This window comes from Actinomadura rifamycini DSM 43936 (assembly GCF_000425065.1).
In the GTDB taxonomy this organism is placed as follows: domain Bacteria; phylum Actinomycetota; class Actinomycetes; order Streptosporangiales; family Streptosporangiaceae; genus Spirillospora; species Spirillospora rifamycini.
This window is the reverse complement of the sequence record NZ_AULB01000003.1, coordinates 81,524-94,841: the sequence shown is the minus strand read 5'-3', so window position 1 is coordinate 94,841 and position 13,318 is coordinate 81,524. Positions and strand designations below refer to the sequence as shown.

Below are 13,318 nucleotides of genomic sequence, written 5' to 3'. Positions count from 1 at the left end.
CGGTAGAGCGCTGTTGACCTTCCGTGAACTCTAGTTTGACCCGAGCCCGCCATTCCAGCACCGAACTTGCCGAGTCTGCCCCCTCGACATCTTCATGCGTGGGTAACAGGGGGGATACGGGGCTGTAGCACCCCGTGTGGACGATCGCGGATAGGAGGTGACCGTGTTGCTGCGAATTCGCATACGACTGCCGGACCGCCCAGGGTCGCTGGGCAAGGTGGCGCGCACCCTGGGCGCCGCGGGAGCCGACGTCGTGCAGATGGCGGTGCTCGAACGCGACAACGGTCGGGCGCTGGACGACTTCACCGTGGCGTGGCCCGCCGGTGCGGGCATCGGGCGGCTGGTGGACGGGCTGGGCGCCATCCCGGGAGTGGAGATCGTCGGCGTGTGGCCCACCGTCGAGCCCGCCGGCGTCCATCCGGACGCCGCCGTCATCGGGCAGGTCGCGGCCGTCCCGGACCGGGGCCCGCAGATCCTGGCGGACGCGGTGCCCGGCGTGCTCAGCGCCGACTGGGCGGGCCTCGCGGAGATCGACGAGGACGGTCACGCCATGCTCGCGCACGCCAGCATCGGCGGCGTGCTCCAGGACGAGCTGCCCGCGCTGGCGCCGCTGCGGCCGCGCGCGTTCACCGCGCCGGACGGCGCGCAGTACGCCATCTGCCCGCTCGCCGCGGGCAGGGTCGTGCTGGTCGTCGCCCGGACGGGCGCGCCGCCGTTCCACCGGACCGAGGTGTACCGCCTCGAGCAGCTCGTCGGCGCGGCGGAGACGGTGCTGGGCGCGGCCCCCGCCGGTCTCGTCCGCGCCCCCTGAACGCCCGCCGCGGCCCGCACCGGGGCGGACCGCGGCGGCGAAGCCCGGCCGGGCGGCGACAGCGTCGTCGACGTCCGCGCCGCGGCGGCTCCGGCGGGACCGGGACGGCGCGGGGCTCGGCGCGACCCCGCACCCTCCGGTCCCGTCCGGGACCGCCCCTGCCCGCGGAGCGGCCGGGGCGGCGGTCGGGGCCTGTTCTTCCGGGCGGCGTGTTGACAGAATCACATTCTGGTTCCTGTCGCGTCCCAGGAGGTGGCCGATGGCCGTTCTGCTCCGACCGTACGCCGAGACACGTCCCGACGAACCCGCCCTGACCGACGAACGGGGGTCCACCGGCTGGCGCGACCTGAACGAGCGGACCGACCGGCTCGCCGACGCCCTGCGGGCCCTCGGGCTGGGCGTCGGGGACGCGATCGCGATCCACTCGGGGAACCGCCGCGAGTACTTCGAGCTGATGTGCGCGGCCGGGCACATCGGCCTCCGGTACGTGCTGGTCAACTGGCACTGGACGGCCGACGAGCTGCGGTACGTGCTCACGGACTCCGGCGCGCGGGTCCTGTTCTCCGAGGACGCGTTCGGCGGCGTCGCGCGGGAGGGGTCGGACGGGCTCGCACTGGACGCCCGGGTAGCGATCGGGGAGCCGGTCGACGGGTTCGTCCCGTACGAGGAGTTCGTGGCGTCCGGCAAGGCGGTGGAGCCGCCCGACCAGAGCATGGGCGCGCCGATGATCTACACGTCCGGCACCACGGGGCGGCCGAAGGGCGTGTCGCGCAAGGTGCTGGCCGCGGGCGCGCCGATCGAGACGTCCAAGCTGGTCGCCGACGGGTTCGCGGAGATCCTGCGGATCCCGGAGGGCGGGCGGTCGCTGCTGGTCGGGCCGGTCTACCACTCGGCGCAGTGGCTGTGGTCGCAGGCGTTCCTGGTCGGCGGCCGCGCGGTGGTGATGCGCCGCGACTTCGACCCGGCCGAGACGCTGCGGCTCATCGACGAGCACCGGATCACGAACGTGCACCTGGTGCCGACCCAGTTCGTCCGGATGCTGCGGCTGGACCCGGACGTGCGCGCCGCGTTCGACGGCTCGAGCCTCGTGTCCGTGTGGCACGGCGCGGCGCCGTGCTCGCCGGAGATCAAGCGCCGGATGATCGAGTGGTTCGGCCCGGTCGTGCACGAGTACTACGGCTCCACGGAGTCGTCGGTCAACACCGTGATCACGGCCGCGGAGTGGCTGGAGCGGCCCGGCAGCGTGGGGCGCCCGCTGCCGACGACCGAGGTGCACGTGCTGCGGGAGGACGGCGGTCCGGCGGCTCCGGGCGAGGCCGGGAAGCTGTGGTTCCGGTACGTCGGCGGCGAGGACGTCGAGTACTGGGGCGACGAGGCGAAGACCCGCTCGATCCACCGCGACGACGGCCTGTTCACCACCGGGGACGTCGGCTACCTCGACGAGGACGGCTACCTCTTCCTCGCCGACCGCGCCATCGACATGATCATCAGCGGCGGGGTGAACATCTACCCGGCGGAGATCGAGGGCGTGCTGATCACCCACCCGGCGGTCCGGGACGTCGCGGTGTTCGGGATCCCCGACGAGGAGTTCGGCGAGCAGGTGAAGGCGGCCGTCGAGCTCACCGACGGCGCCGAGCCGTCGGACGCGCTGACCGGTGAGCTGGTCGCGCACGTCCGGGAGAAGCTGGCCGGGTACAAGGCGCCGCGCTCGATCGACTACGTCGACGCGATGCCGCGCACGCCGACCGGCAAGCTCTACAAGCGGCTGCTCCGCGACCCGTACTGGGAGGGCCGCGCCCAGAAGATCTAGGCGGGCGCCCGGTCCAGCAGCGCCAGGACCGCGTCCAGGTCGGTGAGGCCCGCGTCGGAGCCGAGCCCCTGGGCGACGGTCGCGGCGGCGGCCGTCCCCCACCGGGCGGCGTCCGCCACGGGCCGGGACCGGACGAGCGCGGTGACGAAGCCCGCGCAGTAGGCGTCGCCGCAGCCGGTGGTGTCGACGACGTCGACGGGCAGGGCGGGCAGGTGCCGCACGCCGTCGGCGGTCGCGAGCAGGCTGCCGTCGCCGCCGAGCGTGACGACGGCGGAGGCGGGGCCCGCGGCGCGCAGCGCGAGGGCGGCCTTCTCCGGGTCGGTCTCGCCGGTCATGGCGGCGGCCTGCTCCAGGTTCGGCAGGACGTGGTCGACGTGCGGGAGGAACGCGGCGGCGCCCTCGAGCAGGTCGGGCAGGTTCGACAGCAGGTCCATCGTGACGATCGTGCCGTTGGCGCGGGCGGCCTCGAGCATCGCGAAGAACGCCGGGTCGTTCAGCCCGAACGTGACGTCGGGGCCGCCGAGGTGGACGGCGTCCGCGGCGACGAGCAGGCCGCGCTCGACGGCCGCGGGGGTGAGCGTCAGGTTCGCGCCCGGGACGTGGAAGCTGGGGCGGCCGCCGTCGCCGCGGATCGGCAGGACGGACGCGCTGGTCTGGTCGGCGGTGCGCCGCACCAGGCCGGTGACGTCCACGCCGTTCCGGTTCATGATCGCGACGAGCAGGTCGCCGAGGTCGTCGTCGCCGATCGCGCCGACCGAGACGACCTCGTTGCCGAGCCTGGCCAGGGCCACCGCGGTGCCGGCGGCGGCGCCCGCCGCGGTCGCCCGGATCTCCTCGACGACGACCGTGTCCTGGCCCGCCGGGATGCCCTCGACCGGCCGCGCGAGCACGTCCAGGATGTGCGCACCGAGGGTGACGACGGTCATGATCGCGCTCCCTTAATGATCGTCCGGCCCGTAGCGTACGCCCTGACGACCGACGAAGGTGAGGGGTGTCCGCGATGGTGCTGGAGGAGGAGCGGGCCGCGCTGTGCGCGGTGGGCCGCAGGCTGGCCGAGACGGGCCTGGTGACGGGCGCGTCCGGCAACGTCAGCGTGCGGTCGGGCGATCTGGTGGCGGTCACGCCCGGCGGGATGATGCTCGACCGGATGCGGCCGCGGGACTGCCCGGTGGTGGACGTCGCGGGCCGGCTCGTCGAGGGGGACCGGGCGCCGTCGTCGGAGACGCCGATGCACCTGGCGCTGTACGGGGCGACGCCCGCGGCGGCGATCGTCCACACGCACTCCACGTACGGCGCGGTGGTGGCGTCGACCATGGCGGAGCTGCCGCCGATCCACTACAACACCCTGCTGCTCGGCGGCGTGGTCCGGGTCGCCGAGTACGCGACGTACGGGACGCCGGAACTCGCGGCGAACGTCCGGGCCGCGATGGCGGGCGGCCGGCGGGCCGCGCTGATGGCCAACCACGGCGGCGTCGCGATCGGCGGCGACCTGGACGAGGCGTTCGAGAACGCGCGGCTGCTCGAGTGGCTGTGCGGCGTGTACGTCCGGGCGAAGGCGATCGGGGAGCCGCGGGTGCTGACGGAGGAGGAGCTGGCGGAGGTCGTCGAGCGGGGGCTGGCGCCGCCGGAGTTCCCGCCCTTGTAACCTAACGCTTGCTAGGTACTCGTCGAAAGGGGCCCCATGGGACTCGTCCTGACCGGCAAGCCGCGCCCGCACGTCACGCAGATCACCCTCAACCGGCCCGAGCGGATGAACGCGATGGCGTTCGACGTCATGGTCCCCTTCCGCGAGGCCCTCGAAGCGGCGAGCCGCGACAACGACACCCGCGCCGTCGTGATCACCGGCGCGGGCCGCGGGTTCTGCTCCGGCGCCGACCTGGAGTCCCCGGGGCCCGTCCCCGGCACCGACGGACTCACCCTCTCGACGATCGCGCTCCGCTCGATGGAGCTGCTCGACGACGTCGTCCGCACGATGCGCCGCGTCCACCAGCCGGTGATCGCCGCCGTCAACGGCCCCGCGATCGGCGGCGGGTTCTGCCTGAGCGTCGCCGCCGACGTGCGGCTCGCCGCCGAGACCGCCGTGTTCCGCGCGGCCGGCATCAACAACGGCCTCACCGCCGCCGAACTCGGCCTCGGCTACCTGCTGCCGCGCGCCATCGGCTCGTCCCGCGCGTTCGAGATCATGCTGTCCGGGCGGGACGTCGACGCCGCCGAGGCCGAGCGGATCGGGCTCGTCTCCCGCGTCGTCCCCGGCGGCGGCCTCCTCGACGCCTCCCTCGACCTCGCCGAGCGCATCGCGGGGTTCAGCCGCCCCGGCGTCGAGCTGACCAAGCGGATGCTGTGGGCGGGGCTGCACGCGGGCAGCCTCGACGCCCACATGGACGCCGAGGGCCTCGGGCAGCTGTTCGTCCGCCTCACCACCCAGAACTTCGAGGAGTCGATCAAGGCGCGGAAGGAGAACCGGCCGCCCGACTTCCAGGACTGACGCGCCCCGGCGGCGCCCGCCGCGCCCGTCCGGCGGGCATGGCGGACCGGGGCCGGGTGTGACACGCTGCGCGTGTGCCGAAGATGCCGGTGGACGACGCCCTTCGCCTGCTCGCCGGAGCGCCCGTCGCGCGCCTCGCCACGGTCGGGGAGGACGGCCGCCCCCACCTGGTCCCGGTGACGTTCGCCCTGCACCGCGGCGCCGTCCACATCGCCGTCGACCACAAGCCGAAGAGCACCCGCGACCTGCGGCGCCTCGCGAACGTCCGGGCCGACCCGCGGGTGGCGCTGCTCGCCGACCACTACGACGACGACTGGACGCGCCTGTGGTGGGTCCGCGCGGACGGCCACGCCCGCGTCGTCGAGGAGCCCGACCGCGTCCGCGAACCCGTCCGGCTCCTCGCCGACCGCTACCCCCAGTACCGCGAGCACCCGCCCGGCGGCCCCGTCATCACGATCACCATCGACCGCCTCACCGGCTGGACGGCGTCCTAGGCCTGGCCCTCCAGCGCCAGGAAGAAGACCCCGTCGACGAACACCTGGTAGGTCGACGGGCGGAACCCGGCGAACATCACCTTGCGCGTCTTCTCGATCACCACCTCGTGCCGCTCCTGGTGCCCGACCGTGAACGGGTAGCGCTCCGTCAGCCGCAGACTGAACAGGTTCCGCTTCTCCACGACCGGGTGGCCGTCCACGCTGATCCGCACCTTGCCCCACATGCGGTCGAAGAAGAACTCGACCCGGTGCCGCTCGTACTGCCCCAAGTCGAACCAGAACTGCTCGTGCATCCCGCTCCGCTTTCCCCTCAGTCCCAGGCCGCGCCGAGCTTCGCCAGCTCGTCCGCGTACTCGATCCGGCCCGCCCACTCCGCGGGCCAGGCGTCCATCCCCAGGTGCGCGCCCGCGAACGCGCCCGCCAGGCACGCGATCGAGTCGGAGTCGCCCGAACTGGCGGCCCCGCGCCGGATCGCGCGCACCGGGTCGTCCGGGAACAGCAGGAAGCACAGCAGGCCGGTCGCGAGGGCCTCCTCCGCCACCCAGCCGCCCCCGGTGAACGCGCACGGGTCGGTGCCGCGGTCGCCGCGCGCGACGGCGTCCAGGAGCCGGTCCAGCACGTCCCGGCACTCGTCCCAGCCGCGCGCGACGAACGTCTCGGGGTCGGGCATCCCGGGCCGCCGCCACAGCGTCCCGAGCCACTTCTCGTGGTAGACGGCCCGCTGCTCGAGGCACCGGTCGCGGAGCGCGCCGGGCAGGTCCGCCGGGGCCATCCCGTCGGCCAGCCACCGGACGGCGAACGCCGTCAGCTCGCTCGCCGCCAGCCCGGTCGGATGCCCGTGCGTCATCGCCGCCTGGAGCTGCGACGCCCCGGCGCGCGTCTCGTCCGTCAGCCCCGGGGCGAGCCCGACCGGCGCGACCCGCATGTTCGCGCCGCAGCCCTTGGACCCGGCCACGGTCGCCTCCACCCACGGCTTGCCGGCCTCCAGGCCCGCGCACGCCCGCAGGCACGTGGTGCCGGGCGCCCGGTTGTTGTCGGGGCTGCGCAGCCAGTCGACGAACCGGCGCCGCCACATCGGCGCCACGAGCCCGGGGGTGAACGGCGGATTCGCCAGCGCGTCCAGCAGCCCGAGCCCCACCGCGATCGCCATCTGCGTGTCGTCGGTGACGAGCGCCGGATCGCCTTCGGGCCGCTCCGGCCCGTCCGGACCGAACCGCCGCGCGATCTCCTTCATCGTCAGGAACTCGGTGGGCGCGCCGAGGGCGTCCCCGTACGCCAGCCCGAACATCGCCCCGCTCGCCCGTCGCCCGCTCATGGAGGGCATTGTTCGCCCTTCGGGCGATCTTCCGCAACGCGGACCGCCCCGCGACCAGGCCGGACCGCCGGCCTCAGGCCGCGCCGGTGATGCCCGTGAGGGCGCCGAGCCGCGCCCGGTGGTGGTCGGACGAGCCGAACAGCTGCCGCGACCCCTGCGCGCGCTTGAAGTACAGGTGCGCGTCGTGCTCCCAGGTGAACCCGATCCCGCCGTGCAGCTGGATCGCCTCGCCCGCCGTGTGGAAGTAGGCGTCCGAGCAGTACGCCTTCGCCAGCGCCGCCGCCGCGGGCAGCTCCGCCGGACGCGCGTCCGCGACGGCGGCCGCGTTCAGCACCGCCGACCGCGCCGACTCCACCAGGACGAACATGTCCGCGCACCGGTGCTTGACCGCCTGGAACGACCCGATCGCCCGCCCGAACTGCTTGCGGACCTTGAGGTACTCGACCGTCATGTCCAGCGTCCGCTGGGCGCCGCCGAGCTGCTCTGCCGCCAGCGCCACCGCCGCCGTGTCGAGGGCGCGCAGGACGGCGTCCGCCCCGCCCACCCGCCGCACGGGCGCGCCGTCGAACGCGACCCGCGCGAGCCTGCGCGTCTGGTCGACCGTCGGCACCGGCGTCCGCACGACCCCCGCGTCCCCCTCGACGGCGAACAGCCCCACACCGTCGCCGTCCCGCGCCGCGACGAGCAGCACATCGGCGATGCGACCGTCGAGCACGAAGCTCTTGACGCCGGTCAGCTTCCCGCCCTCGACGGTCGCCGCCACGGCCCCGAGGTCCCAGCGGCCGCCGTCCTCGGCGACCGCGAGCGTGGCGATCACGGACCCGTCCGCGATCCCCGGCAGCAGGTCGTGCCCGCCCTCGCCCGCCGCGAGCCCCGCCGCCGCGGTGACCGTCGCGAGGAACGGCGCGCACACGAGCGCGCGCCCCATCTCCTCGAACACCACCGCCAGCTCCCGCATCCCGAACCCGGCGCCGCCGTGCTCCTCCGGGATCGCGAGGCCCTGCAGCCCGAGCTGCTCGGCCATCAGCGCCCACACGGCGGGATCGTGCCCCTCGGCGGTCTCCATCAGCCGCCGCACCTCCGCGCCGGACGACCGGTCGGCGAAGAACCGCCGCAGCGCGTCCCGCAGCTCCCGCTGCTCCTCGGTGACGACGAGCTCCATCCCGGCGGCCTCCCCAACACGGCACTTGAACAGTCGGTCGACCATGCTCGTCCACGCGGACCGGCCCCGGCCGCCCCGCTCCCGCTCACCGGGACGGCCGTCAGGGCGCCCAGTCGTGCGGCCCGAGCACGTACCCCTTGTCGGTCGAGTGCACGTGGTTCACCGACACCAGGTGCCCGAGCGCCGCCCACAGGTCCTCTTCGGGTCCGCCGACCAGCCGCCCGAGCGTCGCGAAGTCCGCCGCGCCGCCCTCCTTGTCGATCTCCGCGACCGTCTCGTAGACCCGCAGCTCGAAGTCGCTGAGCTCCTGCACGTCCCCGCGCCTCTCGAATCGCTCGTCCATAGCGAAAGCGTGCCCACTCCCGGCGGTTCTATTTGCCCGCCCGGCCCTCCGTCGCACCGGACACGGCGAACCCGGACACGTACCCTGGAAGAGACACGACTTTCACGATCCGTATGTGAAGGGTGGCGCTCCGCTCATAAGCTCGTCCGCGAGGAAGGGAGCGGAGCATGACTGCGATGGTTCATGAGCCTCTGATGCGGGAGGACGACCTCCTGGCGGGATTCCTCGCCCTCAAGACCCCCGAGGGCTACCGAGCCGAGCTGATCGACGGAGAGATCGTCGTGACACCACCCCCCGGCGGTCCCCACGAGGAGTGGATCGCAGAGATCACCTGGCAGCTCGCGCGGCACAGCGCGACCAAGTTCCACTGCTCCGGGAACAAGGGGCTGATCATTCCCGGGGGCCCGGGACAGCGGGAGAACCGCGTGATCCCGGACGGCACGGTAGTGCGCGCCGACCTGGGTCTTTTGCGGGACGCGGGTCCATGGATGCCGGTCGAGCCGGACACCGTATGGTGATGGAGGTCACCTCGCGGCGTGGCGACCTGGATCGGCAAGCGAAACGGCACGGCTACGCACGGGCGGGCATCCCGCTGTACTTGCTCGTGGACAGGGACAAGGGAAGGGTGTCGCTGTTCAGCGAGCCGGAGGACGGCGACTACAAGCTCCCATCGCGTGCCGTTCGGAGAGAAGCCGGCCCTTCCGAAGCCCTTCGACTTCGACCTGGACACCTCCGACTTCGGCTGACGCGCGGCCGTGGGACCGCCGCGCGGCCCTCCCTGTCGGTCTCCGCGATGGTCCGTCAGAGCCCTGCCCCGCACCGTTGCGGTGGTCGCGGGAGCTCACCCCGCCGAACGCCGTGCGGTTCGAGGTGGGGGCGCCGTCCTTCCCCGGGCGGCCTCGGCGCCGGAATCGGCCCGTTGCAGGAAGCCGGTCCGTGCCGGCACGGCATGGGGCGTCGATCGTCGTGGCTCCGGCGCGGGTCAGCCGTGGCGGCTGAGGTCGTGGAAGAAGCCGGGGACGGTGTGCAGGGCGCCGGAGGCGGCGACCTCGTCGTAGACGTGGCGGGCGACGGCCAGGTCGAGGACGCCGAGGCCGAACGGGGAGAAGACGACCGGGCGGTCGGCGGGCGGGGCGATGCGGTCGGTGAGGACGTCGTAGAGGGTGCCGGCCACGAAGTCGCGGTCGCCGACGCGCTGCTCCGCCAGGTGCGGGGACGTGTTCGCCTTCATGCAGTGCTCGACGTCGTCGACCACGTTCCACGAGTCCAGGATGATCTCGGGGGAGAGGTCGCGCAGGGACACGTGCAGGACGAGCGGGTTGTGCGCGAACCAGGACGGGTCGTGCACATGGGGTTCGCCCGCGACGGTCGCGAAGACGATCAGGTCGCAGGCGCGGACGAGGCTCTCGGCGGTGTCGTGGACGGTGACCTCGCCCTTCTCGGTGCGTTCGAGGTAGCCCTTGAAGCCCGCGGCGTGCTCGGCGGAGAGGTCGTGCACGGCGAGTTCGTCGAAGGCGAAGCCGGTGGCCGCGAGGTAGGTGTGGATGTAGCGGGCGATGAGGCCGCCGCCGACGAAGCCGACGCGGCGGGGGCGGTCGCCGCGGCGGTCGGCGATGGACGCGGCGGCCAGCGCCGCGGACGCGGCGGTGCGGGCCGCGCTGATGATGGAGCTCTCCAGGCACGCGAAGGGGTAGCCGGTCTCGGCGTCGTTGAGGATGAGGACGGCGGAGGCGCGGGGGAAGCCGCGGGCGACGTTGCCGGGGAAGCTGGAGATCCACTTGATGCCGTGCACGCCGACGTCGCCCTCGACGGAGGCGGGGAGCGCGATGATGCGGTCCGACGGGCGGTCGGGGAAGCGCAGGAAGTACGAGTCGGGGTTGATCGTCCGCCCCTCGCCGTGCAGCCGGTAGGCCGCCTCGACCATCGCGACGACCTGCTCCTCCCGGCCGGCGACCGCCTCGTGCACCTGGGCGCCCGAGATCACGGCGAATGCGGGGACCTGCGACATGGGAACTCCGTGTTCTTCTCTGATGATCAGACGCCGAGGGTATCGGCGCCCGAATCGAGTTCGGGAATCAGCGCGGGGAAGTGCTCGCGGAGCCAGCCCTCGGCGTAGAGGGAGTCGAGGTACCGCTCGCCGAGGTCGGGGGCGATCGCGACGGCGACGGGGTCGGCGCCCGGGTACTTGGCGTCGAGCCAGCGGCACGCGCCGGACACGACGGTGCCGGTCGAGCCGCCGAACAGGAACCCGCGGGACGACAGCGCGTGGGCCGTCCGGACCGTGTCGGCCTCGGGGACGTGCACGACGTCGTCGATGAGGGACTCGTCGACCAGGGCGGGACGGCTGCTGGTGCCGAGCCCGGGGACCATGCGGGGGCCGGGGACGCCGCCGAAGGTGACCGAGCCGACCGCGTCGACCGCGACGATCGTCACCGGGCGGTCGTGCTCGCGGAAGTACCGGGCGCAGCCCATCAGGGTCCCGGTGGTGCCGGCGCCGACGAACAGGACCTCCAGGTCGGGGAACTGGCGGTCGATCGCGGGGGCGGTGCCGCGGTAGTGCGCGAGCCAGTTGTTGCGGTTGGCGTACTGGTTCAGCCAGACGTACCCGTCGGTCTCGCACAGCTCGCGGACGTAGCGGATGCGGCTCTCCAGGAAGCCGCCGTTGGCGTCGGTCCGCGACACGACCCGGACCTCGGCGCCGAGCGCGCGCATGACCCGCATGGACGCGGGGTTGCAGCGGGGGTCGGTGACGCAGACGAACTTGAGGCCGCGGTCGGCGGCGATGAGGCTGAGCGCGATGCCGAGGTTGCCCGAGGACGATTCCACGATCGTCGAGCCGGGGGCGAGCAGGCCGTCGCGTTCGGCGGCGTCCACCATCGCGGCGGCCGCCTTCAGTTTCACCGAACCGGCGAAATTGAAGCCCTCGCATTTGAGTAGCAGCGACCGCCCGATCGCATTTCGTAGATCGACGTAAAGGTCGTCCACATTGAAATCCTGCGGCGAGGTGATTATCGGCACGCTGCCACCCTGAAATGAAGAAGCAATTCCCTCATCGTCCCCCGTGCAACGCCGCGGGTGTATTTCTTCTGACCATGGCGGAGCCTCACCGTACCTTCGCCCATCTTGCCCCCGCAACCCCCTGCTTACCGGCGGGTAGGGCAGAATGCACGGTGCTTCTCGGCGGGTCCGGACTTAAGCTATGGAGCCGCATTGTCGAGCGCCGGCGTTCGATGACGGCGAAGCGGTACTAGATCACGGAGAGTGAACATGAGCGCTCGTGGACCGGCGGCCGGCCGGCTGCTTCCCCCGGACGGTCTGGCGGCCCTCGCGGTGCCCGAGGCCGAGCTCGGACGGGCGCGCGACCTGGCCGTCCGGCACGGGATGCTGCGCGAGCGGGACGTCGACCTCGGCGATCCCGTGATCACGCGGGTGGAGCGGTTCGCCGCCGAGCGGGACCGGCCCGCGGTCGCCGACGCGGCCCGCGCGCTGAGCTACGCCGAGCTGGCCGCCGAGGCGCGCCGGCTGGCGGCGCTGCTGGACGGCGCGGGCGTGCGGCCCGGCGAGGTCGTCGGGGTCGGCGGCGGCCGGTGCGCCGCGGTGGTCGCGGCGTTTCTGGCGATCGAGCTGGTCGGCGCGCTGTACGTGCCGGCGGACGAGACGTGGCCGGCGTCGCGCGTCCGCGACGTGCTCGACCAGGCGGGCGCGTCCGTCCTGCTCACCGTGGACGACGCGCCCGCGCCCGCGCTGCTGGAGGGGGCGGCGGCGGCCGGGTGCCGGACGGTCCGCGCCGACGCGGCCCGCGACCTGGCGCCGCGGCCCGGCGAACCCGTCCTGGACGCCCTCGACCGCCCCCGCTACGTGCTGTTCACGTCGGGGTCGACGGGCCGCCCGAAGGGCGCGGTCGTCGAGCACCGGGGGATGCTCAACCACCTCTGGGCGAAGATCGTCGATCTGGAGCTGACGGACGCCGACGCGGTCGCGTTCACCGCCCCGCTCGGCTTCGACATCTCGATCTGGCAGATGCTGTGCCCGCTGCTGCTCGGCGGCCGGGTCGAGATCGTCGGCGACGGTGTCGCGCACGACGCGCCCGCGTTCGCGCGGCTGGTGGACGAGCGCGCCGTCACGGTCGTCGAGCTGGTCCCGACGATGGTCCGGCACCTGCTGGACGACCTGCCGGAACGGGCGGACGGCCCGCCGTTCCCCGGGCTGCGCTGGATGATCGCGACCGGCGAGGAGCTGCCCGCCGAGCTGTCGCGGCGCTGGCTGGCGGCAGTCCCGCACGCGCGGCTGCTGAACGCCTACGGGCCCACCGAGTGCTCCGACGACGTCACCCACCACACGGTCACGGCCGGGGACCTGGAGCTGCTGCGGCTGCCGATCGGCACCCCGGTCGTGAACGCGCGCCTGTACGTCCTGCGCGCGCTGGACGACGGGACGTGGGCGGCGTGCGACGTCGGCGAGACCGGCGAGCTGTTCGTCGGCGGCGTCGTCGTCGGGCGCGGCTACCTGGGCGACCCCGACCGGACGCGCGAGGCGTTCTACCGGGACCCGTTCGGCCCGTCGCCGACGGGGCGCCTCTACCGGACGGGCGACGCGGTGCGGCTGCTGCCGGCGGGCGCGGGCGGCGAGGACCGGCCGACGCTGCAGTACCTCGGCCGGGTCGACCGGCAGGTGAAGATCTCCGGGGTGCGGATGGAGCTGGGGGAGATCGAGGCGGTGCTCCAGCGGCACCCCTCGGTGGGCGCCGCGGCGGTGGTCGTGCACGAGTATCCGGCCAGGTAGCGGCGGGTGCGCGGGCGCGCAAGTTAACGGTCGGTAATCGCATTGGCCGGATTCGGTTGCCAACCTTTGTCACCCGGTGAGCGTCCGCGACATCCCGGGACCTCCCTCACCCGTGT

General features: G+C 73.5%; 14 protein-coding genes and 1 pseudogene. 8 read left to right on the top strand and 7 right to left on the bottom strand.

The window, feature by feature from the left end:
• The first annotated feature begins 163 nt into the window (after positions 1-163).
• Entirely contained in the window at positions 164-811 is a 648-nt protein-coding gene (locus H505_RS0100310) for an ACT domain-containing protein (RefSeq protein ID WP_026400365.1), read from the top strand.
• A 259-nt stretch (positions 812-1,070) separates the two neighbouring features.
• Positions 1,071-2,621 carry an AMP-binding protein gene (locus tag H505_RS0100305; RefSeq protein ID WP_051299959.1) on the top strand — a complete coding sequence of 517 codons (1,551 nt, stop codon included), beginning with the start codon at positions 1,071-1,073 and terminating at the stop codon, positions 2,619-2,621.
• Here H505_RS0100305 and H505_RS0100300 read toward each other — a convergent pair.
• The gene (locus H505_RS0100300; protein WP_026400363.1) at positions 2,618-3,547 is read right to left on the bottom strand and encodes a carbohydrate kinase family protein; all 930 of its coding nucleotides are present in this window, start codon (positions 3,545-3,547) and stop codon (positions 2,618-2,620) included. The genes H505_RS0100305 and H505_RS0100300 overlap by 4 nt on opposite strands.
• A 74-nt stretch (positions 3,548-3,621) precedes the next feature.
• On the opposite strand from H505_RS0100300, the gene H505_RS0100295 reads away from it, so the two are divergent.
• The 3 genes from H505_RS0100295 to H505_RS0100285 all read left to right on the top strand — a co-directional run bounded on the left by H505_RS0100295 (position 3,622) and on the right by H505_RS0100285 (position 5,600).
• Positions 3,622-4,266 (top strand): class II aldolase/adducin family protein, encoded by a 645-nt coding sequence (locus tag H505_RS0100295; protein WP_026400362.1) that lies wholly within the window; start codon positions 3,622-3,624, stop codon positions 4,264-4,266.
• A 36-nt stretch (positions 4,267-4,302) separates the two neighbouring features.
• Positions 4,303-5,106, top strand: a complete 804-nt coding sequence (locus tag H505_RS0100290) for an enoyl-CoA hydratase (protein ID WP_026400361.1) — start codon at positions 4,303-4,305, stop codon at positions 5,104-5,106.
• 83 nt (positions 5,107-5,189) lie between these two features.
• Positions 5,190-5,600: a TIGR03668 family PPOX class F420-dependent oxidoreductase gene (locus tag H505_RS0100285; protein ID WP_026400360.1), complete on the top strand. Its 411-nt coding sequence runs from the start codon at positions 5,190-5,192 to the stop codon at positions 5,598-5,600.
• Here the strand turns inward: H505_RS0100285 and H505_RS0100280 are convergent.
• From H505_RS0100280 to H505_RS0100265, 4 genes are all read right to left on the bottom strand, one after another.
• On the bottom strand, positions 5,597-5,893 hold the full coding sequence (locus H505_RS0100280) for a hypothetical protein (protein WP_026400359.1): 297 nt from the start codon (positions 5,891-5,893) through the stop codon (positions 5,597-5,599). The two genes, H505_RS0100285 and H505_RS0100280, sit on opposite strands and share 4 nt — an antisense overlap.
• Before the next feature lie 17 nt (positions 5,894-5,910).
• The gene (locus H505_RS0100275; RefSeq protein WP_245592394.1) at positions 5,911-6,915 is read right to left on the bottom strand and encodes an ADP-ribosylglycohydrolase family protein; all 1,005 of its coding nucleotides are present in this window, start codon (positions 6,913-6,915) and stop codon (positions 5,911-5,913) included.
• A gap of 73 nt (positions 6,916-6,988) precedes the next feature.
• Complete coding sequence (locus H505_RS0100270; protein ID WP_245592393.1) at positions 6,989-8,122, bottom strand: acyl-CoA dehydrogenase family protein; 1,134 nt, start codon at positions 8,120-8,122, stop codon at positions 6,989-6,991.
• A gap of 55 nt (positions 8,123-8,177) precedes the next feature.
• On the bottom strand, positions 8,178-8,420 hold the full coding sequence (locus H505_RS0100265; RefSeq protein ID WP_026400356.1) for a hypothetical protein: 243 nt from the start codon (positions 8,418-8,420) through the stop codon (positions 8,178-8,180).
• Positions 8,421-8,596: 176 nt separating this feature from the next.
• Between H505_RS0100265 and H505_RS39015 the strand changes: the two genes are divergently transcribed.
• Positions 8,597-8,938 (top strand): Uma2 family endonuclease, encoded by a 342-nt coding sequence (locus H505_RS39015; RefSeq protein ID WP_281173394.1) that lies wholly within the window; start codon positions 8,597-8,599, stop codon positions 8,936-8,938.
• Positions 8,905-9,033 (top strand): annotated as a pseudogene (locus H505_RS52245) (Uma2 family endonuclease); the annotation flags it as partial. The gene H505_RS39015 and the pseudogene H505_RS52245, both read left to right, overlap by 34 nt.
• A 369-nt stretch (positions 9,034-9,402) precedes the next feature.
• Here the strand turns inward: H505_RS52245 and sbnB are convergent.
• Both sbnB and sbnA read right to left on the bottom strand, forming a co-directional pair.
• The gene (sbnB, locus tag H505_RS0100255) at positions 9,403-10,428 is read right to left on the bottom strand and encodes a 2,3-diaminopropionate biosynthesis protein SbnB (protein ID WP_026400355.1); all 1,026 of its coding nucleotides are present in this window, start codon (positions 10,426-10,428) and stop codon (positions 9,403-9,405) included.
• Between the two features lie 26 nt (positions 10,429-10,454).
• On the bottom strand, positions 10,455-11,405 hold the full coding sequence (gene sbnA / locus H505_RS0100250; RefSeq protein ID WP_245592392.1) for a 2,3-diaminopropionate biosynthesis protein SbnA: 951 nt from the start codon (positions 11,403-11,405) through the stop codon (positions 10,455-10,457).
• A gap of 282 nt (positions 11,406-11,687) precedes the next feature.
• Here sbnA and H505_RS0100245 point away from each other — a divergent pair, with 282 nt between their 5' ends.
• Positions 11,688-13,202 carry an amino acid adenylation domain-containing protein gene (locus H505_RS0100245; protein ID WP_026400353.1) on the top strand — a complete coding sequence of 505 codons (1,515 nt, stop codon included), beginning with the start codon at positions 11,688-11,690 and terminating at the stop codon, positions 13,200-13,202.
• The last annotated feature ends 116 nt before the right edge of the window (positions 13,203-13,318 follow it).